The 26,620-nt window shown below is 41.5% G+C and carries 17 protein-coding genes; 14 read left to right on the forward strand and 3 right to left on the reverse strand.

What is annotated here, in order from left to right; genetic code table 11:
- The first annotated feature begins 69 nt into the window (after positions 1–69).
- Positions 70–3,600 carry a pyruvate:ferredoxin (flavodoxin) oxidoreductase gene (gene nifJ / locus JYB65_RS10980; protein WP_206582729.1) on the forward strand — a complete coding sequence of 1,177 codons (3,531 nt, stop codon included), beginning with the start codon at positions 70–72 and terminating at the stop codon, positions 3,598–3,600.
- 261 nt (positions 3,601–3,861) lie between these two features.
- Positions 3,862–4,581, forward strand: coding sequence for a CDGSH iron-sulfur domain-containing protein (locus tag JYB65_RS10985; protein ID WP_206582730.1), 720 nt, complete (start codon positions 3,862–3,864; stop codon positions 4,579–4,581).
- A gap of 113 nt (positions 4,582–4,694) precedes the next feature.
- Here JYB65_RS10985 and JYB65_RS10990 read toward each other — a convergent pair whose 3' ends face one another.
- The gene (locus JYB65_RS10990) at positions 4,695–5,291 is read right to left on the reverse strand and encodes a TetR/AcrR family transcriptional regulator (protein WP_206582731.1); all 597 of its coding nucleotides are present in this window, start codon (positions 5,289–5,291) and stop codon (positions 4,695–4,697) included.
- Between the two features lie 169 nt (positions 5,292–5,460).
- On the opposite strand from JYB65_RS10990, the gene JYB65_RS10995 reads away from it, so the two are divergent.
- From JYB65_RS10995 to JYB65_RS11005, 3 genes are read left to right on the forward strand one after another with little or no spacing between them, the layout of a single operon-like run.
- Positions 5,461–6,201, forward strand: a complete 741-nt coding sequence (locus tag JYB65_RS10995) for an ABC transporter ATP-binding protein (protein WP_206582732.1) — start codon at positions 5,461–5,463, stop codon at positions 6,199–6,201.
- Positions 6,173–7,210: an ABC transporter permease gene (locus JYB65_RS11000; protein ID WP_245156662.1), complete on the forward strand. Its 1,038-nt coding sequence runs from the start codon at positions 6,173–6,175 to the stop codon at positions 7,208–7,210. Before JYB65_RS10995 ends, JYB65_RS11000 begins: the two co-directional genes overlap by 29 nt.
- A 50-nt stretch (positions 7,211–7,260) precedes the next feature.
- Positions 7,261–8,268, forward strand: a complete 1,008-nt coding sequence (locus tag JYB65_RS11005) for an HlyD family secretion protein (protein ID WP_206582733.1) — start codon at positions 7,261–7,263, stop codon at positions 8,266–8,268.
- A 6-nt stretch (positions 8,269–8,274) separates the two neighbouring features.
- Here JYB65_RS11005 and JYB65_RS11010 read toward each other — a convergent pair whose 3' ends face one another.
- Complete coding sequence (locus JYB65_RS11010) at positions 8,275–9,021, reverse strand: prepilin peptidase (RefSeq protein ID WP_206582734.1); 747 nt, start codon at positions 9,019–9,021, stop codon at positions 8,275–8,277.
- A 62-nt stretch (positions 9,022–9,083) separates the two neighbouring features.
- Positions 9,084–10,490 carry a citrate/2-methylcitrate synthase gene (locus tag JYB65_RS11015; protein ID WP_280634499.1) on the reverse strand — a complete coding sequence of 469 codons (1,407 nt, stop codon included), beginning with the start codon at positions 10,488–10,490 and terminating at the stop codon, positions 9,084–9,086.
- Between the two features lie 291 nt (positions 10,491–10,781).
- Between JYB65_RS11015 and uvrB the strand changes: the two genes are divergently transcribed.
- The 9 genes from uvrB to JYB65_RS11060 all read left to right on the forward strand — a co-directional run bounded on the left by uvrB (position 10,782) and on the right by JYB65_RS11060 (position 26,618).
- Positions 10,782–12,758, forward strand: a complete 1,977-nt coding sequence (gene uvrB / locus JYB65_RS11020; RefSeq protein ID WP_209010512.1) for an excinuclease ABC subunit UvrB — start codon at positions 10,782–10,784, stop codon at positions 12,756–12,758.
- Between the two features lie 200 nt (positions 12,759–12,958).
- Positions 12,959–15,838, forward strand: a complete 2,880-nt coding sequence (gene uvrA / locus JYB65_RS11025; protein ID WP_206582735.1) for an excinuclease ABC subunit UvrA — start codon at positions 12,959–12,961, stop codon at positions 15,836–15,838.
- A gap of 81 nt (positions 15,839–15,919) precedes the next feature.
- Complete coding sequence (locus tag JYB65_RS11030; RefSeq protein ID WP_206582736.1) at positions 15,920–16,876, forward strand: DMT family transporter; 957 nt, start codon at positions 15,920–15,922, stop codon at positions 16,874–16,876.
- Positions 16,860–18,293, forward strand: a complete 1,434-nt coding sequence (locus tag JYB65_RS11035; protein ID WP_206582737.1) for a nicotinate phosphoribosyltransferase — start codon at positions 16,860–16,862, stop codon at positions 18,291–18,293. The genes JYB65_RS11030 and JYB65_RS11035 overlap by 17 nt, the downstream gene beginning before the upstream one ends.
- Positions 18,294–18,550: 257 nt before the next feature.
- Positions 18,551–19,288, forward strand: coding sequence for a polyphosphate polymerase domain-containing protein (locus JYB65_RS11040; protein WP_245156663.1), 738 nt, complete (start codon positions 18,551–18,553; stop codon positions 19,286–19,288).
- Entirely contained in the window at positions 19,281–19,961 is a 681-nt protein-coding gene (locus JYB65_RS11045; RefSeq protein ID WP_206582739.1) for a DUF4956 domain-containing protein, read from the forward strand. Before JYB65_RS11040 ends, JYB65_RS11045 begins: the two co-directional genes overlap by 8 nt.
- Before the next feature lie 68 nt (positions 19,962–20,029).
- Positions 20,030–22,213, forward strand: coding sequence for a carbohydrate-binding domain-containing protein (locus JYB65_RS11050; protein ID WP_206582740.1), 2,184 nt, complete (start codon positions 20,030–20,032; stop codon positions 22,211–22,213).
- Between the two features lie 223 nt (positions 22,214–22,436).
- Positions 22,437–23,366, forward strand: a complete 930-nt coding sequence (gene fba / locus JYB65_RS11055) for a class II fructose-1,6-bisphosphate aldolase (protein WP_206582741.1) — start codon at positions 22,437–22,439, stop codon at positions 23,364–23,366.
- A gap of 186 nt (positions 23,367–23,552) precedes the next feature.
- Positions 23,553–26,618: an ATP-binding protein gene (locus tag JYB65_RS11060; RefSeq protein WP_206582742.1), complete on the forward strand. Its 3,066-nt coding sequence runs from the start codon at positions 23,553–23,555 to the stop codon at positions 26,616–26,618.
- Positions 26,619–26,620 lie beyond the last annotated feature (2 nt).

The following is a 26,620-nucleotide window of genomic DNA, read 5'->3' on the forward strand; positions in this document are numbered from 1 at the left end:
AGGAAAATTTTATTGATGAAATTAAGTAGAAGGTCTAATACGATTTTTATTATGAAGTAGGGGGAAAAAATGACACAACGTAAAATGGGAACTATGGATGGTAATACGGCAGCAGCTCATGTATCATATGCGTTTACAGATGTTGCAGCTATATATCCGATTACTCCTTCATCCACAATGGCAGAAGTTGTTGATGAGTGGGCTGCTTATGGCAGAAAAAATATTTTTGATCAGAAAGTTAAAATTGCAGAAATGCAATCTGAAGCAGGTGCTGCCGGAACAGTACACGGTTCTTTAGCGGCCGGTGCGCTTACGACTACTTATACAGCATCGCAGGGATTGCTGCTGATGATTCCAAATATGTATAAGATCGCCGGAGAATTGCTTCCGGGTGTATTTCATGTAGCGGCAAGAACTCTTGCGACACATGCGCTTTGTATTTTCGGAGATCACTCCGACGTTATGGCGACAAGACAGACCGGCTTTGCTATGCTTGCTTCCGGCTCCGTTCAGGAGGTTATGGACCTTGGTGGTATCGCGCACTTGGCTACCATTAAGTCAAGAGTTCCGTTTCTTCACTTCTTTGACGGTTTCCGAACTTCTCACGAAATACAGAAAATTGACGTGATTCAATACGATGAATTTAAAGAGCTCGTAGATTGGGATGCCATTCAAGCGTTCAGAGACCGTTCATTGAATCCGGAACATCCTGTTATCAGAGGAACGGCTCAAAATCCGGATATATTCTTCCAGGCAAGAGAAGCATCAAACAAATTCTACGATGAGCTTCCTGAAGTTGTTGTAGAATATATGAATAAAATCAGCCAATTAACAGGAAGAAGTTATAAGCCGTTTGATTACGTTGGTGCACCGGATGCAGAACACGTAATTGTTGCAATGGGTTCTGTCTGTGAAACGATTGAAGAAACAATGACTCAAATGCTTCAAGAAGGACAGAAGGTAGGCTTAATCAAAGTAAGACTTTATAGACCTTTTGTGAAAAGGTTTTTCATGGATGTTCTTCCTAAGACCGCTAAAAGAATTGCTGTTCTTGACAGAACAAAGGAACCTGGCGCATTAGGCGAACCATTATATCAAGACGTTAAGACGATGCTTTATGATGAAGAAATTTCACCGGAAGTGTATGGAGGCCGTTACGGTCTTGGTTCCAAGGATACAACACCGGGTATGATCTTATCTGTATTTGAAAATCTTGCGGCTCAGAAGCCGAAAAACGCATTTACAATCGGTATCGAGGACGATTTAACAGGACACTCCCTTCCTTATGATGATGGTGTTGCAAGAGAACCGGAAGGAACAATTAAATGTAAGTTCTGGGGACTTGGATCCGACGGTACAGTTGGTGCGAATAAGACGGCGATTAAAATTATCGGTGATAAGACAAACATGTACGCACAGGGTTACTTTGCTTACGACTCTAAGAAGTCCGGTGGTGTAACGATCTCTCACTTAAGATTTGGTGCACATCCTATTCAGTCCACTTATTTGATTAATCAGGCGGATTTCGTTGCCTGTCACAATCAAGCTTATATAAAACAATATGATATGCTGAAGGATTTAAAGAAGGGCGGCATATTCTTATTAAACTGTATATGGTCTGAAGAAGAACTTGCTAATCATCTTCCGGCTAGCGTAAAGAGAGTCTTAGCTGATAAAGAAATCAACTTCTATACGATTGATGCTGTGAGCACTGCTACTCAAATCGGGCTTGGAAACAGAATCAATATGATCATGCAGGCTGCATTCTTTAAGCTGACAAATGTAATTCCGCTAGATAGTGCTATCGAATTCTTGAAGGAAGGTATCGAAAAGACTTACCATAAAAAGGGTCATAGCATTGTAGAAATGAACTGGAAGGCTGTGGATGCTGGTGTAACAAGTATCAAGAAGGTAACTGTTCCGTCAGAATGGAGCAACTCCGTAGACACGGAAGAAGAAGGCATAATAGTTCCGGAGTTTATTGAACAGGTATTAATTCCAATGAACAGACAGGAAGGAGATAATCTCCCTGTAAGTGCATTTAAGGATATCGAAGATGGTACATTCCCGTCAGGCACTGCTGCTTACGAAAAGCGCGGCGTAGCGGTTAAAGTACCGGAATGGATCAAAGATAATTGTATCCAGTGTAATCAGTGCTCCTTTGTTTGTCCGCATGCATCTATCAGACCGGTTCTTCTTACAGAAGAAGAAAAGGCAGAAGCACCGGCTTCTTTTGAAACAGTGAAAGCAATCGGCAAAGGCTTAGAAGGATATCAGTACAAAATTCAGATTTCCCCGCTTGACTGTTTAGGTTGCGGAAACTGTGCGGATATTTGTCCGTCGAAGGAAAAGGCATTGATTATGAGGCCTTTTGAACAGGAACTGAAAGAGACAGATAATTGGAATTACTCCACAACGGTTTCCATTAAAGATGGCCTGTTAAATAAAGAATCCGTAAAGGGAAGTCAGTTTGCAAAGCCATATATTGAATTCTCCGGAGCATGTGCAGGATGCGGAGAAACTCCTTACATTAAGCTTGTAACTCAATTGTATGGAGACAGAATGCTTATTGCGAATGCAACGGGATGTTCTTCTATTTGGGGAGCATCTGCTCCAGCCATGCCTTACTGCAAGGATGAAAACGGAAGAGGTCCGGCTTGGGCAAACTCCCTGTTTGAAGATAACGCAGAATACGGATACGGTATGCTTCTTGCGACAAAGCAGATGAGAGAACAGCTTGAACAGGCAATGGAGGCCATTCTTGGATTAGATGCTCCTGCAGCATTAAAAGAAGCAGTTACAGAATGGTTTGAAGTGAAGGAAAACGGACCGGCATCAAGAATAAAGAGTGAGAACCTAATAAATGTCATTGAAAATACAACAATTTCCGATGCCGCAGTTGCAGAACTATGCAAGAGAATTGTTGATCAAAAGGATTATTTAGTGAAGAAATCCGTATGGGCGCTTGGCGGAGACGGATGGGCATACGACATCGGTTACGGCGGACTCGACCACGTACTCGCATCCGGAGAAAATATCAATGTGTTGGTATTTGATACAGAAGTATACTCCAACACGGGCGGCCAGGCATCCAAGGCTACTCCGGTTGCTGCCATTGCGAAGTTTGCCGCTTCCGGTAAGAGAATCAAGAAGAAGGACCTTGGTATGATGGCTATGTCCTATGGCTATGTATATGTTGCTCAGGTAGGTATGGGTGCAGACAAGAACCAGCTGATGAAAGCTATTACAGAAGCAGAAGCTTACGATGGACCATCCCTCATTATCGCATACTCCCCATGCATTAACCATGGCTTGAAGAAGGGGATGGGAAAGACACAGGAAAATATCAAAGATGCAGTAGATGCAGGTTACTGGCACTTATACCGATTCAATCCTGAACTGAAAAAGCAGGGGAAGAATCCGTTCCAGTTAGACTCCAAGGCTCCGACTGCAAACTTTAAAGACTTTATCCTAGGTCAGATGAGATATTCTTCTCTTGCAAGTGAATTCCCTGATGTAGCAGAAAAATTATTTGCTATGACAGAAGAAGATGCAAAAGACAAGTATGAAGGGTACAAGAGATTGGCCGAAATGAAATAACCCGGACCATTAAATGGTTTTTAATAAAACACCGCGAAAATATCGCGGTGTTTTATTGTATGGAGAAAATTTTCTCTTGAAATCTAAATTTAGTCGTATATATTTTTTCAATTTATAAATGGTACTTTTTTTACGGCTATGCCATAATAAAGGGACGACTTTTATTGTTAGTCTTTTCATATTATTCTATAGTTGGACTTAATAACGGAAGGCTTGAATGCTCAAAGCGGGTTACAAATTAAATGAATGGAGGTATTCCAAATGAGCGATATAAATGCTAAATGTAAGATTCGGATTATTGAAGGCGGCCCATACCTTGTTTCGGGGAACGTTCCCATTTCGGAACAAATCATTATCCCGAAAGCCGGTGGATATGAATTTCAGGAAGGGCGGGAACTTCCTCAGTCGGAAGCATATGCGCTCTGCCGCTGCGGCAAATCCACCAATGCGCCTTTTTGCGACGGCAGCCATTATAACCACAATTTTCGTGGGAAAGAAACGGCGTCTAAAAATCGATACCACGAGAGAGCCGAAAGGATGGAAGGGCCAGGGGTTGATCTTTTGGATGACGGGCGCTGCGCATTTGCGCGGTTTTGCCATAGACGAAATGGGGACGCATGGGAGCTGGTTGAACATTCGGATGCCGGGAATAATCGCGAAGAAGCCATTCGTGCCGCATGCGACTGTCCCTCTGGGCGTCTGACTGCTGTTGATATGGATGGAACAGAGTATGAGAACGAGTATATCCCCTCGATTGATATCATTCAGGATCCGGAAAGGCGTGTGAGTGCAGGTATTTTTGTCAAAGGACATATTCTGATTGAATCAGCTGACGGAACGCCGTATGAAGTTCGGAACCGTGTCGCGCTTTGCCGTTGCGGTGAATCCAGAAATAAACCGTTTTGCGATGCCGCTCACGTCGCTGTGCAATATCTGGACAGTGCGGTAACGAAACGGGGCCCAAGCGTGAAAAAGAAGTAGCTTAATCTATCAAAAGGGCTGGACATGATCCGGCGGGGTTATACGGGACAGGAGGACTGAATAAAAAACCGCGATATTTTCGCAGTTTTTTATTCATAGGAATCCTTATTTATTCATGAATCAGCTCGATGATTTATTAAATAAGTCAATGCTCCGTGAAGGTTTAGGTCCTCTATTAAGCGTCCCAACTCGGACATAGGGAGCATCATCTCATTTTTAAACCAGTAAGTGATTAATCCTATTTGACCAGAGGAAATGTATTCTAAGGCGTAACGCAATCTCATGGATTCCAAAGTACCATCATCACAGTTTAAATTCAGCTTTGATATAGCAATGCCTTGAGCCATTTTTTTTAATCGTGCCAGAAGATGAGGATTGGCCTGTTCCCCAAAAAACAATTCTAAGAGTTCTTTATTATTTTTAAAAAACTCCACAGGTAAGAGGTCCGTAAAGGATTTGGACCCGTTTAGAAGCATAGTTATAATAGGCTCCGCCTGAGCTTTAATTGCTTCAGTCGCTTCTTCCTCTATCTGTTCCAATAAATCATAAATATCCAAGTAATAAGTATAAAATGTTCCTCGGTTAACACCAGCTCTATCGGTTATTTCTTTGATACTGATTTTTTCAATTCTTTTTTCTCTATATAGCTCTAAAAAAGCTTTTTTTATTTTTTGTTTTGTTTCAGTAACCCTTTGGGAATCTTGATTCATTTTTAACCTCCAATCATTTAACGGTGATACTCCGACATTTTTTTAAAAATTGTTTATTTCATTTTTCTTGATTAATGGGTATCCTTATAATATGACAACAAGTTGTTGGATTCAAGTGATAATTATTATAATCCAACAGTTTTTAAGAAATTGTTGAGGGTGATATCGTATGGATGAAAAGAAGGAGTGCATTGTCTTAAAAAATATTTGTAAAAGTTATGGCAATAAACAGGTATTGAAGGACGTGAGCATTACAGTACCCTATGGGGCGATATATGGACTGCTTGGACCTTCCGGATGCGGGAAGAGTACGACCGTTAAAATCGTGGCGGCTATTTCAAAAGCAACCTCCGGGGAAGCCTATGTTTTGGGGCAGCCGATGCCACAGTTAGAAATGGTTCATAAAATTGGGTATATGGCTCAATCAGATGCGTTGTATGGGGATTTGACAGCAAATCAAAATTTAAAATTTTTTGGAGCTTTATACGGCCTGAAAGGGAAGGCGTTAGATGCAAGAATCAAAGAAGTATTAACATTAGTCAATCTCTTAAAAGATACAAACAAGAAAATAGATGAATTCTCCGGAGGCATGAAGAGAAGATTATCGCTGGCAATGGCTTTGCTCCATAAACCGGAAGTGCTGATCCTAGATGAACCGACGGTAGGCATAGATCCAGTGCTTCGGAAAGATATTTGGGAAGAACTCTACAAGCTGACTGCAGATGGAATTACCATTTTGGTGACTACACATGTAATGGATGAGGCGGAAAAATGCAATCAACTTTCCATGATGAGAGAAGGAAGGCTGATTGCAAGCGGAACGCCAAAGCAAATCCAAGAGAGTGTAGGTGCCTCCAGTTTGGAAGAGGCATTCCTGCATTATGGAAAGGAGAATGCAAGTGAGAGTTAGGTCTTTAGCAAAACGAATACTTATGCAGCTGAGAAACGATAAGCGAACCCTGGCACTTATGCTGATGGCTCCGCTCTTGATCTTGACGCTCATCTATTTCGTGTTTGAAGGAATGGTAACGACCGTATCCATAGGAGTCCTGAATGCCCCTGAAAAATATGTGGATAATTTATATGACCAAAATACAAAGCCTGTTCGATATCTCAACGAAGCAGAAGCGCTCGGTGATCTGGAAAAAGGGGAACTTATTGCGATCGTGGATATGGAATCCGGTAAGATCACAGCCTTGGTGGACGGAAGCAATTCCACCGATGCAAGCAAAGCATTAAAGGCCATTGAAGCAGCAAAGATAAAAAATATGGTCAACCGAGTGGATTTGAATTCAGATATAAGATATATATATGGTTCGGAGGATTTGTCACAGTTTGATAATTTCGCGGCAGTTTTAATCGGATTTTTAGTATTTTTTCTGGTATTTCTTATTTCGGGAATTTCCTTTATTAAAGAGCGAACCACAGGGACTTTAGAAAAGATGCTGTCGACTCCCATCAAACGGTGGGAGATTGTCACCGGGTACGTCTTGGGATTTGGATTAGTCAATGTGCTGCAATCAGTAATCATTTCGGTTTACGTCGTGTATGTATTAAACGTATTCATGATAGGTTCTATTTGGCTGGTTCTTTTAATCACTTTATTGACTGCTATCACGGCATTGACATTGGGAATGCTGATGTCCACCGCAGCGAATTCGGAGTTTCAAATGATACAGTTTATTCCCATCATCATTGTGCCTCAGGTGTTTTTTGCAGGACTGTTTCAATTGTCACCCTCTTGGGAGAAGATTGGTCATGTGATGCCGCTGTATTATTCGGCGGATGCATTAAAACAAGTCATGCTGAAAGGGAATGGACTGATTGATATTCTGCCGGATCTGGCGGTATTGCTTTTTCTTTCCCTTTTGTTCATGGTAGTCAATACGAAGCTTTTAAAGAGATATCGAAGTATTTAGCCAGAAAATAGTGTGCGCAGAGCAGATAGATAGTAGGAGGATGATCTTTTATGGGAAACCAGATTGGAATACATGGAAAGAAAGAGAAAATAAAGAAAGTGGTGATGTTTATTGTCATTGTATTGATTATTTCAATAATCGCTATTTATTTTCAAGGGAAACAAAAAGGCGGAATAATCGGCGAAGTGGAGAGTGCTATGGTTACACATGCGTCGGAGGTTTCCGGCAAAATTGTATCCTGTCCTGTTCAATTAGGCAGTCCGGTAAAGACAGGCGATGTGATCGCCGTGATTGATGATACCTCGCAACGATATATGGTTGAGCAACTCGAATTAAATGTACAGAAAGCCCAATTAGCTATAGGCAGTACTACGATTGGCAAAGGCGGTACGGCCGATAATAATTATAGCGCAGCAAAAGCGGCTTATAAAAATGCACAGGCGTCTTTAAGCAAAGCGAGTGAGGATTACCGGAAAGCCCAAGATTTATTTGCCGGCGCGGCTATTTCAAAGGAACGGCTGGATACGGCTAAGCTAGCTTATGATTCTGCAGCCAGCGCATTGGAAGGAGCGAAATCTTCTTTGGATAATATCACGGATCAAACGGCATCTAATAGTGCAAATTTGGATGTTGCATTGCTGCAAAGTCAATTGGTACAGCAGCAAGAAAATTTAGAGAAGTATACGATTACTGCTTCTTGTGATGGAACGATAATGAGTTTGAATTATAAACAGGGAGACATGGTGCAGCTTGGCTATGATGTGGCAGACGTATCCGATGCATCCGAGAAATATGCGGTGTTTTATTTCCCGAAAGATCATTTGCAACAACTGACATACGATAAAACCATAACCGTTTATTTGCCTCACAACGCAAAGCAAGATTCAAAAAGTGTGGAAGGGATCATTAAGTTTATAGATGTGAAATCCGAGTATACGCCAAAAGATTTGCAGACTTCAGCAAATAAAAATAGGGAAAGCGTCAAAGTGAAAGCGTTGCTTCCGGCGGATTGCAGTGTCAATCCGGGGCAAGAAGTTCGGATTGATATAGATAAATGAAGAACCTTATAACAGAAACTGAATGATAGAAGCTATGGAAATAAAGGGAGCCAGCGGTAAAAGAGATTGCAGGGATATTTGCCTAGCGAGTAAACCTGCGATAAGGAATAAAGTGCTTAATAATGTCGTGAGTACAAAAATAGACAAAATGTTATACACACCTGTTATGAAGCCAAGAGCAGTCATTAACTTAACATCTCCAAAGCCTATAGCATCTTGCTGCTTAAACAATAAACCTATGAAGGCCACAAGCAGGTATAGGCTTCCTCCGATTAGAGCACTGATAAAATGAAATGTAAAGGAGGGGCCCTCTAGGAGAATGCATAAGACACCTAAAACAACCAATGCGATAACATGCTGATCCGGAATAATTCGATACAGCAGATCGGAAAGAGATACGTGGATTAAAATACAAATGACAAAAAAGAGCAGGAGCGCTTTGTGAAAGGAATAATGCGCTAATAGGAAATAGAAGCAGAATGCCAGAAAAAGAGTAAAGGGCAACAACCAATGCAGAACTTGAAGCTGCTTTTTATAGGATGTATCCGGTTCTTTTTCATCGTAATCGCAGAACCAAGCAATCGGGATTCGGTTAAAAAGAGTAAGAAGTATAAAAGATGCAATAAGTCCAATAACGATAAATGGTAGTAAATATAACATAGATCCGATGCGCAGCTTGCCTTGTTGGCAGTGCTGAATACCTCCTTTGTATAAGATTAAATCTATCTTATACAATATGTAAATAAATGTCAATAATTACATTTCCTATTAAATCAAAAAGAGCCGTCCAAATGGACAGCTCCTAAAAACAACTATTATCGATCGCAGATTTGTACATAATCCAAATAAGGCTGTACCCCTCTATAAGCAGGACGCATCAATTTCTTTCCTGCAGTTAATTCTTCTAATCGATGTGCACACCAACCCGAAAGACGTGCTGTTGCAAAAAGTGGTGTGGCGATATCGATCGGAATGTTCAATGCACTGTAAACAAAACCGGAATACAAATCTACATTGGCAGGCATTGGTTTATCCGTACCTTTCAACTCGCTATATAACATTCCGCCGCGTTTTTCGATAAAACGGCACAAGTTATAATCATCTTCCAAGCCTTTGCTGATGGCCAATTTCTGAGCCATCTCTTTTAATAGTACGGCTCTTGGATCGGAGATGGTATAAATCGCATGGCCTAACCCATAGATGAGACCGCTTCCGTCATTTGCTTCTCCCCTAAGGAGTTTCACTAAATAATCCTCTACTTCTGCTTCATTGGTAATATCGGATACATGCGCTTTCAAGTCATTGATCATATTGATTACGGCAATATTGGCGCCACCGTGCTTCGGCCCTTTTAAAGAACCGACGGCCGCCGCTATAGCAGAATATGTATCCGTACCGGAAGAAGAAACCAAGTGTGTGGTAAAGCTGGAATTATTCCCGCCGCCGTGCTCCGCATGCAAGATGAGGGAAAGATCTAAGAGCTTTGCTTCAATGTCGGTGTATTCTCCTGTAGGCCGAAGCATCCTTAGAATGTTTTCCGCTGTACTCAGCTCCGGAATCGGGTTATGCAGGTGCAGGCTTTCATTGTCAAAAGAAGAACGTTTAGCCTGATATCCATAGGCAATTAGTGCAGGGAAATATCCAATTAATGAAATGGATTGACGAAGCACGTTTTCAATGGACGTATCATCCGGATTATCATCGTAGGAATAGAGAGCCAGTACGCTTCTTGCCAATTTATTCATAATACTTTTAGAAGGAGCGGTAAGAATCATATCTCTGGCAAAACCCTTTGGCAGTTCTCTCTTTGAACCGAGCATTTCAGTGAACTCTTTAAGCTCTTGCTTCGTAGGAAGTTCACCGAACAGCAATAGATAGGTCACTTCCTCAAAGCCGAAACGGTTGCAGCGAACACAGTCATGAAAAATATCGTCGATGTTGTAGCCTCTATAGTAGAGCTTTCCGTCAACAGCAATTTTATTCCCTTGTTCATCCAGTTCGTAACCAACCACTTCACCAACTTTTGTAAGTCCTACTACTACGCCTGTGCCGTTTGCATTACGAAGTCCGCGCTTTACGTCTTTTTCAGCATAAAGCTCATTTGGAATCACATTGTTTTTGTTTAGACTTTTAGCCTTACTCATGTAGAATGCTTTCTCTGCAGATAAAGCGTCGATCAGACTTTCTTTTTCAGCTGCAAAAGAATCATATATACTCATCATAACAATCACCTCAACGAATATTTTATTAGATTTAATTCAAAATGTATAAATGTATACAATTATTCCCGTAATAAAATCGATATCGCTGAAAACAATATCGATTAACAGATACCACAGCAAACTGTAACAATGTTGCTGTTTAAATTACGTTAAATAGTACAGGATATTTATTCAGTAGCCCAAAAACACAATTATTTTATTAGTATACCACGTTAAATCGTTTCTAACAAGGGTATAAATGAAATAATTGCATTTGATAAGGGGTTTAAAAAGGAGTATAATTTACTTATTATGAATGAGTTTAAAATTATTTCAGATTTCAAATTAATGGGCGATCAACCTGAGGCAGTGGAACGACTTTCGCAGGGGATTTTGCGCGGAGAAAAACATCAGACCTTACTGGGGGTAACCGGTTCGGGAAAAACCTTTACCATGGCGAATGTGATCGAACGGGTGCAAAAACCGACGATTGTGATTTCGCATAATAAAACATTGGCAGCACAACTTTGTGGTGAGTTTAAAGAATTTTTTCCGGATAACGCCGTCGAATATTTTGTTAGTTACTATGACTACTACCAGCCGGAGGCGTATGTGCCTTCGACCGATACCTATATTGAGAAGGATTCGGATATCAATGAAGAAATTGAAAAGCTTCGTCACTCCGCTACTGCGGCACTTGCAGAACGTCGAGATGTGATCATCGTAGCCAGCGTATCCTGCATCTATGGTTTGGGAAGTCCGTTTGACTATGAAAATCAGATGCTATCGCTTCGTCCGGGTATGGAAAAGAACCGGCATGATATTCTTCGAAAACTAGTGGATATCCAATATACAAGAAACGACTTGGGATTTGCCAGAGGATGCTTCCGAGTTCGAGGCGATATTATCGATGTCTATCCGGCCGGTGCGGAAAATGCTGTTCGCGTGGAATTGTTCGGCGACGAAATAGAAAGTATCAAGGAAATTAATCCGATTACAGGGGAAATTATTGGCCTCCGAAATCATGTGGCGATCTATCCTGCTTCGCATTATGTGACGTCCAAGGAAAACACGGAACGTGCCATTTGCACCATTGAAGAGGAATTGCAGGACCGACTTACTTGGTTTAAAGATAGGGGCAAGCTTTTAGAAGCACAGCGTATTGAACAGCGGACCCGTTATGATTTAGAAATGCTGCGTGAAGTAGGCAGCTGCAAAGGAATCGAAAACTATTCCAGGCATATTAACGGCTTACCGCCGGGCAACCGGCCCTATACCTTACTGGATTATTTCTCGAAAGATTTCCTGATTATTATTGACGAGTCTCATGTGATGCTGCCGCAGCTCAGGGCCATGTATGCCGGTGACCGTTCCAGAAAATCATCTCTGGTGGAGTACGGGTTCAGGCTGCCTTCGGCACTGGACAACCGGCCGCTTCAGTTTGAAGAATTTGAGGGAATTACCAATCAGATTGTATATGTAAGTGCTACGCCGGCAAAATATGAGTTAGAGCATAGCAACGGTGTTTCGGCTGAACAGGTGATTCGCCCGACAGGACTTCTGGATCCGGTGATTTCCGTGCGCAAAAGCGAGGGGCAGATCGATGACTTGATTGGAGAAATCAATCAGGTAACCGAAAAAGGAGAACGAGTCTTTGTTACAACCCTTACGAAGAAGATGTCGGAGAGCTTAACCGATTACCTGAAAAATGTGGGTATTCGTGTCAAGTATTTGCACTCAGAGATTGATACCTTGGAACGAATGGAAATCCTTCGAGATTTGAGACTCGGCGTATTTGATGTACTGGTTGGAATCAATCTGCTCCGAGAAGGGCTGGATATACCTGAAGTGTCTTTGGTCGTTATCTTGGATGCGGACAAGCAAGGATTCCTCCGAACAGAAACGTCTTTGATACAGACTATTGGCCGTGCGGCCAGAAATGCAGAGGGCAGAGTCATCATGTATGCGGATTCAATCAGCCCGGCAATGAAAGTGGCTATGGCAGAAACGGAAAGAAGAAGGGGAATTCAGCAGGCATATAATGAGAAGCATGGCATCACACCGACTACGATAAAGAAGTCCGTTCGCGCTATAATAGAAGCCACGAAAGCAGCAGAAGAGTCGGCTGAATATTATGCCGGAAAGAGTCCGTTGGAATTAACCAAGAAGGAATTGGGTGAATATATCAAGAAGCTGGAGAAAGAGATGAAGCAGGCAGCTGCAGACTTACAATTTGAAAGAGCAGCCCAGCTAAGAGATCAGATTTTTGAATACAAACTTCGATTATAGATTATAGTATGTGGTTTGCCTTAGAGCCAATATAAATTGAATGGTAAAATTTTATCGTTGTAAGCGAACATTATTAATATTGAACATACGTTCTGAATGTGGTATCATAGAAGAAAAATGGCGAAACAACAAGAAGATCGCTTATTTACGATATTAAATATGTAAAAATAAGCAGAAAAATGGGTGGAATTGGAGAAGAAATGGCAAACGAAATAAAAATAAAAGGAGCAAACGAACATAACCTAAAGAATGTAGATTTAACAATACCAAGGGATAAGATGATTGTTTTCACGGGGCTATCCGGCTCGGGCAAATCTTCCCTTGCATTTGATACGATATATGCAGAAGGGCAGAGAAGATATGTGGAGAGCTTATCTTCGTATGCCAGACAGTTTTTGGGGCAGATGGAAAAGCCGGACGTGGAATACATCGAAGGACTTTCCCCGGCAATCTCCATTGATCAGAAAACGACGAGCAAAAACCCCCGGTCAACCGTAGGGACCGTTACGGAGATACACGACTATCTGAGACTTTTATATGCTCGAATCGGTATTCCTCACTGCCCGATTTGCGGCAAAGAAATATCCAGCCAATCCGTGGATCAAATCGTGGATAGCTTAATGGCGATGGGCAATGGGACCAGAATTACAATGCTTGCGCCGGTTGTCAGAGAACGCAAGGGAGAACATGAAAAAATCCTGGAGAGAATTCGAAAAGAAGGCTTTACCCGAACAAGAATCGATGGAGAGCTGGTAAATATCTCTGAAGAAGAAATCAAGCTTGAAAAAACTTTTAAGCATACGATAGAGATTGTCATCGACCGAATCATTGTCAAGGAAGGTGCAGAAGGCCGATTGGCGGAAGCCGTTGAACTTTGTATTTCTCATGGAGACGGACTTGTTCTGGCGCAGATTCAACAACAGGTTGAACGGGGAAGTGACGGCAATGAATCGGAAGAAGGTTCCGAGACGATCACGCATGACAAGATTTTTTCAACGAAACTGGCTTGTCCGGAACATGGAATCAGCATCGAAGAATTGGAACCGCGAATGTTTTCCTTTAACAATCCGTTCGGTGCTTGTCCAACCTGTAATGGGCTGGGTTTTACACAAAAAATAGATCCCGATTTGATCATAGAAAATCAACATTTGAGCATCGTAGACGGCTGTTTAGGTAATATCTTTGCATCGATGGAAATCACCGGATTTTACAGACAAATGATCGAAGCGCTTGCCAATGAGCATGGAGTGGATTTGAATACGCCGTACAGAGAACTTCCGGCAAAGTTTAAAAACGAACTCCTTTACGGAACCGGAACGCGGCATCTTAAATATTTTTATAAAAGCAGAAACAATAATTCAGAATCCTATCGAGATCATCCTTTTGAAGGAGTTATCAATAATCTGGAGAGAAGATATCAGGAAACCAATTCTGAATTTATTAAAGATAAAATGCAGCAGTACATGCGCATTATTCCTTGTGACGAGTGCCATGGAAAACGTTTGAAACCGGAAATCTTGGCGGTTACTGTCGGTGGGAAAAACATTGCGGAGCTTTCGGATTTATCCATTCGAGAGGCATTGGCCTTTATTGACAGCTTACAGTTCAGCACAAAGGAAGAACTGATAGCCCATCAGATTTTAAAAGAAATCCGAGCCAGATTCGGCTTCTTGATTGATGTGGGATTGGATTATCTGACGTTATCCAGAGCTTCGGGGACCCTATCCGGCGGAGAGTCGCAGCGAATTCGATTAGCTACGCAGATCGGCTCCAGTTTGGTGGGGGTGCTGTATATATTAGATGAACCGAGCATTGGACTTCATCAAAAAGATAATGAAAAATTGTTAAAAACGTTGAGACATCTGACGGATATCGGGAATACTCTTATTATTGTGGAACACGATGAAGATACCATGTATGTGGCAGATCACATTGTTGATATAGGTCCCGGAGCGGGGATCCACGGAGGAGAGGTCGTTGCGGCAGGCACGGTTCAAGATATCATGGCTTGCAGCGAATCATTAACCGGCCAGTATTTGTCAGGAACCAAAGTGATTGAAGTACCCAAGGAAAGAAGAGAAGGCAACGGTCAATGGATTAAGATCATCGGAGCCAGAGAAAATAACCTCAAGAATATTGACGTAGAAATCCCTTTAGGGAAGCTGGTTTGCGTGACAGGTGTATCCGGCTCAGGGAAAAGCAGTCTGATCAATGAGATATTATATAAAGGACTTGCTCATAAGATTAATCGAGCAAAAGACAAGCCCGGTATACACGATGAAATCACCGGAATGGAACATATCGATAAAATTATTGATATCAATCAATCCCCCATCGGCAGAACGCCGAGATCAAACCCGGCCACATATACCGGTGTATTTACACCGATTCGTGATCTGTTTTCACAGCTTCCCGAATCCAAGGTACGCGGCTATGAAAAAGGCCGATTCAGTTTTAACGTAAAGGGCGGACGTTGTGAAGCTTGCAGCGGTGACGGTATCATCAAGATTGAAATGCATTTCTTACCCGATGTATATGTTCCTTGCGAAGTTTGCAAGGGAAGGCGTTATAACAGAGAGACCTTGGAAGTAAAATATAAGGGAAAAAGTATCTATGATGTATTGGATATGAATGTATCGGAAGCGGCAGAGTTTTTTAAGAATATTCCCGTTATATCCAGACAGATGGAAACTTTGGAAGAGGTCGGTCTTGGCTATATTAAATTGGGACAGCCTTCTACTCAACTGTCCGGCGGAGAAGCCCAGCGAATTAAATTAGCCTCTGAATTATCCAAACGAAGTACAGGTAAAACCATGTACATTTTGGACGAGCCGACCACCGGCTTGCATTTTGCCGATGTCGATAAGTTAATACAGGTACTGCAAAAACTGGTAGACGCAGGGAATACGGTAGTGGTCATCGAACATAATTTAGAAGTCATCAAGATGGCCGATCATATCATAGACCTCGGCCCTGACGGAGGAAACCGAGGAGGCAATATTGTTGGCATCGGAACACCGGAGCAGATTGCATCCAACTCTAATTCATATACCGGAGAATTTTTGAATAAACTTTTATAATGAGGTTAGATGTCCACCACCTTTTTAGGTGGTGGGTACAACTTTTTTTTTCACAGGCGGTGGGAATATCTCCCTGCCTCGTTGAAACGCACAGATGTAAGAAGATTTGGCGGTGAAATCGTGAATGAGCTTCAAAGAGAAAGAAAAATAACTTGTTTCCTAATGGTACTGTTAGTAACAGGATGGGGATTGGAGTATGTGGTTGCAAAGAAAGCACTGGAAGTACTCGAACCTTTATCGTTGCTTTTCTTTAAATATCTGGTGGGATTCTTGGTGGTATGGGCGATTAAGCTGAAACAGGAGAGTAAAATCGTGTTTAATCTGAAAGATTTTCCGATTTTTATTCTTTGCGCCATAACAGGTGAGATTTTTTACTTTTATTGTGAATATTCGGCTATGTCTTACATGCCGATTTCTTTGATCACCATTATACTGGCCTTTGTGCCTGGTGTATCAATGATCATAGAACGAATCGTCTACAAAAAAAAGGCAAGCAGAAAAATGCTCATTGGATTATTGTTTTGCATCTTAGGCGTAGCATTCGTTATCGGTGTGGACTTTAAAATTTTATTAAAGGGAAGAATAATAGGATACTTACTGGTTTTTGCGGCAATCTTTTCTTGGAATGCCTACAACTTTGTAACCGCTTCGCTGCGTGGGAAATATTCAGATATCACTTTGACTTTTAATCAATTACTGTGCACTATATTATTGACATTTCCTTATGCCGTGCAGCATCGCGCTCCGATTGAAGTCTTTACACCTGATGTGATAGGTGGCATAATATACCTTGGAGTGTTTACTGCCGGTTTAGGATTCATCATACAAGTAAAATCACTTTATATCCTTGGACCGACAACCACATCATTGTTTTCAAATTTTATGCCTATTGCAGCAACCTTTTTTGGATGGATATTTTTGAAGGAATCCATCTCTTTGCTGCAGATTATAGGCGGGATAGTAGTTATTTCAGCGGGATATGTAGTAGTTAAAGAAAAAGGGAAAATGGAGGAATTATCCAATGAATCAGAGTCTTAATTTGACCATGTTGACAGATTTCTATGAAATCACCATGGCCAATGGATACTTTGAAACGGACATGGCTAATGATATCGCATATTTTGACATGTTCTTTAGAAAGATTCCAGATGGTGGAGGATTTGCTATTATGGCAGGTCTAGAGCAGGTTATTGATTATCTTGAAAATTTATCATTTTCAGATAAGGACATTGAGTATTTAAGAGGGAAAGGCATGTTTAGCGAGGCATTCTTAAAGTATTTAAAAGGCTTTAAATTTGAATGCGATGTTTGGGCAATACCTGAGGGAACTCCTATTTTTCCGGGTGAACCTTTAATTACAGTGAGAGGGCCCCTAATGCAGGCTCAGTTTGTGGAGACGATGATTTTACTATTAGTCAACCACCAAAGCCTTATCGCAACAAAAGCTAATCGAATTGTACGTTCCGCGAAGGGACGTTCTGTCATGGAATTTGGGACAAGAAGGGCGCATGGTGCGTCTGCAGCCGTTCTGGGATCCAGAGCAGCTTATATTGGCGGATGTATGGGCACCGCCTGTGCGATTTCCGAACGGGATTATGGCATTTTGGCACTTGGTACGATGGCCCATAGCTGGGTACAGACGTTTGATGATGAATATCAGTCTTTTAAGAAGTATGCAGAAATATATCCGGATAACTGTGTTTTGCTAGTGGATACGTACAATGTGCTAAAATCCGGCGTTCCAAATGCAATAAAAGTATTTCAAGAGAAGAAGCCTGTAAAAATGGGCATCCGGATAGATAGCGGTGATGTTACCTATCTAACAAAGAAAGCTAGGGCAATGCTGGATGAAGCAGGTCTTCGTGACTGCAGTATTGTGGTTTCCAATTCAATGGATGAATATATCATACGTGACGTGATACTAGAGGGAGCCTGTATTGATTCTTTTGGTGTTGGAGAAAGACTGATTACTTCAAAATCCGAACCTGTTTTTGGAGGCGTTTATAAGTTAGTTGCGCTTGAAAAAAAGGGGAAGATGATTCCGAAGATTAAGATCAGTGAAAACATTGAAAAAATCACGAATCCAGGATTTAAGGAAGTGTATCGCCTGTTTGACAAGGATACGAATAAAGTAGTGGCGGACGTTATTACGTTGAACGGAGAAGAAGCCCCTGGTGGTGATTGCTATGAAATATTTGATCCGCAAGCAGTTTGGAAGAGAAAGAAAATAGTAAACTTCTATGCGAAAAATCTACTAGTACCTATTTTTGAAAAGGGGAAATGTATCTATGACAAGCCAAGCATTGATGAAATCAAAGATTACTGTCAGGAACAAATAAGAACTTTATGGGATGAATTGCTTCGATTTGAAAATCCGCAGATATACTACGTGGATTTATCTCACGACCTATGGGAGATGAAGCATAAACTCATAGAAGAATATCAGCATATATAAAAAGTAACTTATATTATAGAACGCGATCCATGCAAATGGATCGCGTTTTTTTATCTTGCAAGAAAGTGAGGGCATTTCTTTACCAATTCTTCACATGTCTCTTTCTTTGTTTTCACAAAACGATGCGATAACTTACATAATATGCCTGTATGATAAATCCATAAGATCAAATAAACCGAGATCGAAAACGAAATTGTGTTAGCAATATATGATGAGAGACATTCATGAAAGTGAATGAAATTGGAAGGAGAGATAGTATGGCAATCGAGGTATTCAACCGAGTTGAAAAAAAATATTTTGTCAGAGGAGATCAGATGGTAAAGGTGCTGGATGAAATTGAAAAGCATATGACACCGGATAAGTTCAATAAGGGTAGACAGACCTATTCTATATGCAATATTTATTTTGACACAGAAGACGATTATTTGATTCGAACTTCTCTTGCTAAGCCGGATTATAAGGAGAAGTTAAGATTGAGAACATACGGAACGCCTAGCAAAGATGAAAAGGCTTTTTTGGAAATAAAAAAGAAGGTCAATCGTGTGGTAAATAAGCGGAGAACAACCATCGGCTTACAGGAGGCTTATCGCTTTGTAGAAAATGGTGGTAAAATTGCTTTAACCGATGAAATGAATCCACAGGTTTTGAAAGAGCTTGCTTATATGGTACAGCATTATAAACTGCAGCCTAAGGTCATGATCGCATATGACCGATTAGCTTATTTTGAGAAGGGTAATTCGGATTTAAGAATATCCTTTGATACCAATATTCGAAGCAGGAGAGATCATGTGAAACTGGAAGAAGGAAGCTATGGAGTTGCTCTTTTGGAACCGAATATTTGGCTTATGGAAATAAAAACAGCGAGTGCAATGCCTTTGTGGCTTACCAAGTTGCTCACCGAAGAAAAGATCAACCAAGTAAGCTTTTCAAAATACGGCACAGAGTATAAGAAATATATGAATAACAAAAATGAAAGAGAGGCTATATATGCTTAATTCTTTAACAGAAAGTTTGACAAATGCAGCAACTAGTACGGACGCAACGACGGCAGGAGTAATCGTCGCCATGTGTACAGCCTTAGGGCTGGGCATGATGATTGCTCTTTGCTATCTGGCGACCAATAAAACAGCTCTAAATCGAAGAGGTTTTGCCCTTACGCTCATCATGTTGCCGGCCATTCTTTCAGTAATCATATTATTTATAGGGGGAAATGTGGCCAGAGCCTTTTCTTTGGCAGGAACCTTATCCATTATCCGATTTAGAAGTGCGCCTGGGGATGCAAAGGACATTGGGTATATCTTTTTCGCAACCGCCGCGGGACTGGCTTGTGGAGTAGGCATGTATGCAGGCGGTGCAGCCTTCGTCATTGTAATGTCCTTGATTATGTTCCTCTTGGAAAAATTGAATTTTGGCGGAAGCGGTACGGCGAAAAGTTTAAAAGTGACTATACCGGAGAACTTAAACTATGAAGATGCTTTCAAAGATGTGCTTGAGAAATATACCAGCCACTATAAACTTAACAGAATAAGAACGACAGATCTTGGTTCGTTATTTGAAGCAAATTATCAGGTTACTTTAAAACCGGAATTTACAGAAAAAGACTTTATAGATGATTTACGGGTAAAAAACGGAAATTTAAGCATTGTATTGACGATGCAGTCGGAATAATGAAATGCAGATTGGCGATCAAAACTTCATAAGGATTTGAAACGTCCATTTAATAGGAGGAAACAAAAATGACAGATAAAAGCAAAAAAATATTGGCAGGAGTGTTAGTCGCAGTGCTCATCACGGGAAGTCTCCTGATATCGGCCTTTTCATTTGATAGTGAATCAGAGGCCGCATCCAAAAGCAGCAACATAAACTTATACAGCTCGGATGAAGAACTGGCGGCCATGGTAAAAAAGGCGACCTCAATAAAAACGTATAGTGACTATAAAGACGGTGAGTATCAAGCGGTCACACTGAACGGGAATAGTATTGAATTCAAGGGAACAGGGGCGCAAGTGTCCGGAACAGATCTACTCATTACGGAACCCGGCACTTATGTGATAAGCGGAACCCTGGAAGACGGTTCGATTATTGTCGATAGTTCTGCGGAAGATAATGTTCGCTTGGTACTGGAAAATGCGAATATTACTTGTAAGGACGGTGCGGCTGTTTATGTAAAAGAATGTGGAAAGAATGTGATTCTGTCTTTACCGGAAGGCACTGACAATAGCATTACAGACGGCAGTGTTTATCAAAATGAATATGTGACGACAAGCCAAAGTGAAACTTCGGCCGCGACAACAGGAGCGGTCAGCACCTCCGAAGAGGAAACAGACACGAAAACGGAGCCAAGTGCGGCCATATTCTCTAAATCAGATTTGATTATAAACGGAACAGGGGCTTTAACCGTAAATGCCAACTATAATGATGGTATAACGGGCAAAGACGATATTGAAATAATCGGAGTTACTTTAGTGATAAATGCCGCAGACGACGGAATTGTCGGAAAAGACAGTGTTGCAATAGGCGGAGGCAATATTACGATCCAAGCAGCAGGCGATGGAATCAAATCGACCAATTCCAAAGATGCAGCGAAGGGCTACATCGTCATAGCAGATGGCGCTTTTAAATTATCCACAGGAAACGATGGAATACAGGCAGAAAGTACTTTATTAATTGTAGACGGAACGTATGATATAACCACCGGAGAAGGAGCAGCGGCAGCAGCATCCAAGAATGACATGGGTGGAGGCATGCCTCTAGGGGGAAATGATTCAGGTGGAAATATGACACCGTCGGTCATGAATGGCCAAGCGACATCACCGGGCACAAATAGTCAAGCAACATCACCGGATGCAAATAGTCAAGGTTCTTCTGGAAGACCTGCAAGACCGGAGGGCTCCGGAGGGATGGGGCAGCAGCCTCAGATGCAACAGCCAAAAACCACAAGCGGTGATGCGATAAGCAGCAATACAACTGCGGAGGAAACGGAAAGCATGAAAGCCTTGAAGGCCGGAAGCCGAATTGTGATTCAGGACGGAGATTTTACCATAGACAGTCAGGATGATGCCGTTCATTCAAACGGAACCTTCGCAATGGCGACTCCGAATATTGAAATTGCGTCAGGCGATGATGGTTTACATGCCGACACTTCTATAGACATCTATGGCGGAAAAGTGAATATTACACAATCTTACGAAGGTATTGAAAGTGCAAAAATTACTATTAACGATGGGAAAATCACAGTTGTAGCCAGTGACGACGGGATCAATGTTGCAGGTGGAAATGACAGCAGTTCGATGGGAGGTCCGCAGGGAACAGATTCCTTTACTCAGACCTCTGAATCGGAGCAGACACTGACGATTAATGGCGGTACAATTGATGTGAATGCTTCCGGTGACGGCCTCGATATGAACGGCTCAGGCTATATGACAGGCGGTATTGTAACTGTGAGCGGACCTACGAATAACGGAAACGCTGCGCTGGACTATGACGGTGTATTTGAAGTAACAGGCGGAACCCTGCTCGCAGTCGGAGCTTCGGGTATGGCTCAGACACCAAGCTCCGGAACAACCATCAATACCGTTGCAACAATGGTTGATGTGCAAGCGGCCGGAACAGAAGTCAAGCTGGTAAACAGCGAAGGAGAAACGGTTCTCTCGTTTACTCCTGAAAAAGAATTTTCTCATATTGTCATCAGTTCTTCCCTGATTCAAAGCGGGGAAAGCTATAAAATTGTGGCAGGAGATACGGAATTGGCGAGCTTTACGTCCGATAGCGTAGTAACGAACTTATCTGCAAGTGAAGCCGGTATGGGAGGAGGAATGATGCGCCAAGACAGAATGAATGGACAGCGGTCTACTTCCACCCAGAATCAAACCACGACAAACGATGCAGTAACGACTCAGAATTCAACAACAAGGAAGTAAAATTAGAAGATTTATATGATGGAAAGAGGCTAACCTTTCAACAGCAGAAGGAGTAGTCTCTTTCTTTAACGTTATGTGTAAAACAAAGAGATTATAGGGAACTACAAACTTTCAAAATTTATTAGTGAAATATTCCAAATAAAGTGTATAATATAATTGTATGCACGTGACGATGGAAGTGCATCGGAAGGAATTATTCGTATGGAAAAAGGGAGGTACTAAAATGGCTTTAATAACTTCTAAAGAACTATTCGCCAAGGCACTGACTTCAGATTATGCGGTTGGAGCATTCAATGTAAATAATATGGAAATCATTCAGGGCATCGTTGATGCTGCAAAAATAGAGAACTCACCACTTATCTTACAGGTTTCTGCAGGAGCAAGAAAATATGCTCGTCCTGCTTATTTAATGAAACTTGTAGAAGCAGCTATTGAAGATACCGGTTTAGATATCGTGTTACACTTAGATCACGGTGAAGATTTTGAAATCTGTAAAAAATGTATCGATGATGGCTTTACCTCTGTTATGATTGATGGTTCAAAGCATCCGTTTGAAGAAAACATCGCGTTGACAAAACAAGTTGTTGAATATGCACACAGCAAGGGTGTTGTAGTGGAAGCAGAACTTGGTAAGCTGGCCGGTGTTGAAGACAATATTAGTGTGGATGAGCGTTCCGCTAAATTTACTGATCCGGATGAAGCAGCTGAATTTGTTGAAAGAACAGGTGTTGATTCTCTTGCGATTGCAATCGGAACAAGCCACGGAGCGTATAAATTTAAGGGTGAACCGTTCTTAGATTTTGAACGATTGGAAACGATTTCTAAGTTGATTCCTAACACACCGCTTGTATTACACGGTGCGTCAACCGTACTTCCTGAATTTGTTGCCAAATGCAATCAGTATGGAGGAAATATTCCGGGAGCCCAGGGCGTTCCGGAAGAAATGCTCAGAAGGGCTGCCCAGTATAGCATTTGTAAGATCAATATTGATACAGATTTGAGATTGGCGATGACTGCAGAGGTAAGAAAATTCATAGCAGAAAATCCGGCAGAGTTTGACCCAAGAAAGTATCTTGCACCTGCAAGAGATGCTATTCAGCAAATGGTTCAGCATAAGATTAAAAATGTGTTGAACTCATCCAATCAAAGATAAAGTAAACCACACGCCGGAAGAGGAGAAGGAACGTTTAGATCCCCCAAAATGGTATGCTGAATATTTCCCCATGGACTTTCCCGCTGTAACCCATGCGTTATATTGGCTATGGTAATAAGGCAGAAAGTCCATGAAGGGTCGTTGGTGACTGTACAGGGAAGTGTTCGTGGAATCAGGAGAGGGACTATGAGAAATCTGATTAAAATAATTACCATTATTTTATGTTCTTTATTAATCATATTGCTGTACACATCAGATTTGTTGTTTATCCAGGATTCTCCTGCTGCAAAGCAAGGAAAGCTTAATCTTTCTTCATGGGATTTTTATGAAGGGGGTATCGTCAAGCTGAACGGCGAATGGGAATGTTATGACGGGCAGCTCCTTACGCCGGAAGATTTTCTAGGAAAAACAGAAAACAAGCCGAAATTGACGGGATACACCAAGTTAACAGCGAGCAGACTTGAAAATCTCAACGGATTAAAGCTGAGTCCAGAGGGAGTCCGAACTTTTCGGCTAAACGTAGAAATCAGCCCTTCTCAAGAGCCTTTTGGGCTGAAGATTGAAAACATTCGAATGAGCAATCGGCTTTACATCAATGGTACTGTGGAAGGCGCTTGCGGCAATCCTGCGGAAGAGGATAAAGGTTATGTACCGAAAAATGCCGCTTATAATGCTTATTTTAATGTAGATGGGAAAGATCTTGAAATTGTGCTCCAAAAAGCCAATTTTGATTATCCTTTTAGTAGTGACAGTTTATATTCCATTCTTTTAGGAAGTCAAGAGAATATTGAGTTACAAAAGACGATGGTTACTTCCATAGAGTTATCGGGAGCGGCATTGTCCTTTTTCTTTGGCGTTTATTATCTATACCTGTGCTATACCGAAGGCCGGGATAAGGGTGCGTTGTATTCTGCTCTTCAATTTTTTTCTCTTGCAGTCCTCTTACTTTTTACAGGGCAGAAGCTGATTTATGGATTTTTCCCTGGTATTCCTTTTGAGCTGTTTTGTAAGCTTCAACTTTCCAGTCTGATAGGCGTCCCCCTTTCTACGGTGGCGTATACCAATTATAGAGAAAAATGGGTGATCTCAGATCGGTTAGCCCGTTTGATATTCTTCGTTTTTTGTCTTTATTTTTTCATTATGCTCCTGGTGGATTATAGATATTCCAGTTATTTGAATGGGATTATTTATATTTTTATTTGTTTCATATATTTGTATATGATCGTGAAATTATGGATGGCATACGATAAGGTAAGGACAGATAAAACCTTAAGAAAAGAAATTTTATTGTATTTATCTTGCACTGCGTGCTTATTTGTGGCTTTTTTCAATAATTTTCTTTATAACCTTACGTGGTGCTCCAATCGGATTTTCGGATCCATTGGGCTTTGCGGTTTTATTCTTTTGTCACAGATTATTCTCGCCTTCCGATATGTGGTTAGCTATGAAAATATGGTAAAGATGGACAAGATCAAGGATGAATTTATGGTCAAAACATCTTATGCGTTAAAGGCACCATTAAACAGCATCTTAGATATTTCGGATCATATCATCAAAGATCAACCAGCGGATGTTTACAATAAAGAAAATTACATGAAAAATGCCACATATACAAAAAACATGGTTCAAAGATTATTAAATATCGTAAACACTTCTTTGGATCTGACTTTGCTGGACAATGATCAGTTAAAGCTGAAACTATCGCCTGTAGATATGAAGGTTTGCGCAGAGCTTGTCATTGACAGTATGAAAGAACTGGTGGAAAACAGAAAGATTACAATCATATCAGAGCTTGATGACTCCCTCTTTGTAGAGGCAGATGAAACCAGAATAAGACAGATTTTATGGAATCTGATACTCAATTCTTTGCAGAACATGGAGCGGGGAATCATATGGATTCGTGGGAAACAGGAGAAAGGCAAAGCTGGTATTTTCGTAGAAGATAATGGAGCGGGTATTCCGGAAGAAAAGTGGGAAGAAATTTTCCAGCCATACATGACGTTAAATGCCCAAGGTATTGGATTAGGGTTGTATGTCTCCAGCCGTCTGGTGGAACTGATGAACGGCAAGATTTATGTGGAATGGTCAAAGCCGGGGGAAGGCAGCCGGTTTGTACTCCTTTTACCGGAAGCCGCAGTAAAGGATGATAAGATAGATGCAGGACAAAAAAAAGAAAGAAAGCTTCCCGGAAAATTTCATTCGCTTACAAACAAATCTATGGATGATGAAACGGATCAAGAGCAGGATTCCAAAAACACCGTACTGGTTGTAGATGATGAAATTTTTAATATTCAAACGGCTCGCCATGTGTTAGGCGGGGAAGGCTACCGGATTCTAACGGCATTTTCCAGCGAAGAAGCCCTGAGAATGGTGACCAATCAGAAGGTGGACTTGATCATCTTGGATGCCATGATGTCAGGCGTTTCCGGTATTTCAATTTGCAAAAAAATAAGAGAGACCTATTCTCTGATTGAATTACCTATCTTAATCTCTATGGTAGGGATGGATCAATATGATTTAACCCTTGGGCTGGAGGCAGGGGCCAATGACTTTATTATAAAGCCTTTCCGTGAATCAGAGATCAAGGCAAGGGTGAAAACCTTGATTGAATTGAAGAAATCCATCGAAGAGACCATGAAAAGTGAGCTGGCTTTTCTGCAGGCACAGATTAAGCCTCACTTTGTCTATAATGCCATTAATACGATCATTTCTTTTTGTTATACGGACAGTGAGAAGGCGGCGAAATTGCTCATCGACTTCAGTAAATATTTGAGGCTGACCTTTGATGTAGATCATAAGCTTATGCTGGCACCTCTTCACAGAGAACTTGAACTGATCGAGGCCTATGTGGCGATTGAGCAGGCTCGTTTTGGGGAGAAGATTCACGTGCAGTACGATATTGATTCAGAACTTTTGCATATCAAGATTCCTCCTCTCTGCATTCAGCCGTTAGTGGAGAATGCGATCAAACATGGACTTTACAGAAAACCGGAAGGTGGCACAGTATGGATATCGGTCAAAAAAGAGGACGCTGATGTGAAGATAGAGGTAAGGGATAACGGCTTGGGCATATCGGCAGAAAAACTTCATACTCTTCGCAACTTGGATCAGGTAAAGGGAGGAATCGGGTTTTCCAATATCAGCAAGAGAATGGGCAAATGGAAACAATCGCAGATCGAGATAGAAAGCGAGCAGGAGAAGGGCACCAGGGTAATCCTCAGAATCAAGCAAGATCAGGGATGGAAGGAGTAAGC

The sequence above is a fragment of the Clostridium aminobutyricum genome (assembly GCF_017255415.1).
GTDB classification, from domain to species: Bacteria; Bacillota; Clostridia; order Peptostreptococcales; family Anaerovoracaceae; genus Aminipila; species Aminipila aminobutyrica.

Coding starts and splice junctions, on each gene's coding strand:
- JYB65_RS11045 (WP_206582739.1), top strand. CDS start 19,281: ATGCTTAATTCTTTAACAGAAAGTTTGACAAATGCAGCAACTAGTACG.
- JYB65_RS10985 (WP_206582730.1), top strand. CDS start 3,862: ATGAGCGATATAAATGCTAAATGTAAGATTCGGATTATTGAAGGCGGC.
- JYB65_RS11000 (WP_245156662.1), top strand. CDS start 6,173: ATGGAAAGGAGAATGCAAGTGAGAGTTAGGTCTTTAGCAAAACGAATA.
- JYB65_RS11015 (WP_280634499.1), bottom strand. CDS start 10,490: ATGATGAGTATATATGATTCTTTTGCAGCTGAAAAAGAAAGTCTGATC.
- JYB65_RS11005 (WP_206582733.1), top strand. CDS start 7,261: ATGGGAAACCAGATTGGAATACATGGAAAGAAAGAGAAAATAAAGAAA.
- JYB65_RS11035 (WP_206582737.1), top strand. CDS start 16,860: ATGAATCAGAGTCTTAATTTGACCATGTTGACAGATTTCTATGAAATC.
- JYB65_RS10995 (WP_206582732.1), top strand. CDS start 5,461: ATGGATGAAAAGAAGGAGTGCATTGTCTTAAAAAATATTTGTAAAAGT.
- JYB65_RS11060 (WP_206582742.1), top strand. CDS start 23,553: ATGAGAAATCTGATTAAAATAATTACCATTATTTTATGTTCTTTATTA.
- fba (WP_206582741.1), top strand. CDS start 22,437: ATGGCTTTAATAACTTCTAAAGAACTATTCGCCAAGGCACTGACTTCA.
- JYB65_RS11040 (WP_245156663.1), top strand. CDS start 18,551: ATGGCAATCGAGGTATTCAACCGAGTTGAAAAAAAATATTTTGTCAGA.
- uvrB (WP_209010512.1), top strand. CDS start 10,782: ATGAATGAGTTTAAAATTATTTCAGATTTCAAATTAATGGGCGATCAA.
- JYB65_RS10990 (WP_206582731.1), bottom strand. CDS start 5,291: ATGAATCAAGATTCCCAAAGGGTTACTGAAACAAAACAAAAAATAAAA.
- uvrA (WP_206582735.1), top strand. CDS start 12,959: ATGGCAAACGAAATAAAAATAAAAGGAGCAAACGAACATAACCTAAAG.
- nifJ (WP_206582729.1), top strand. CDS start 70: ATGACACAACGTAAAATGGGAACTATGGATGGTAATACGGCAGCAGCT.
- JYB65_RS11050 (WP_206582740.1), top strand. CDS start 20,030: ATGACAGATAAAAGCAAAAAAATATTGGCAGGAGTGTTAGTCGCAGTG.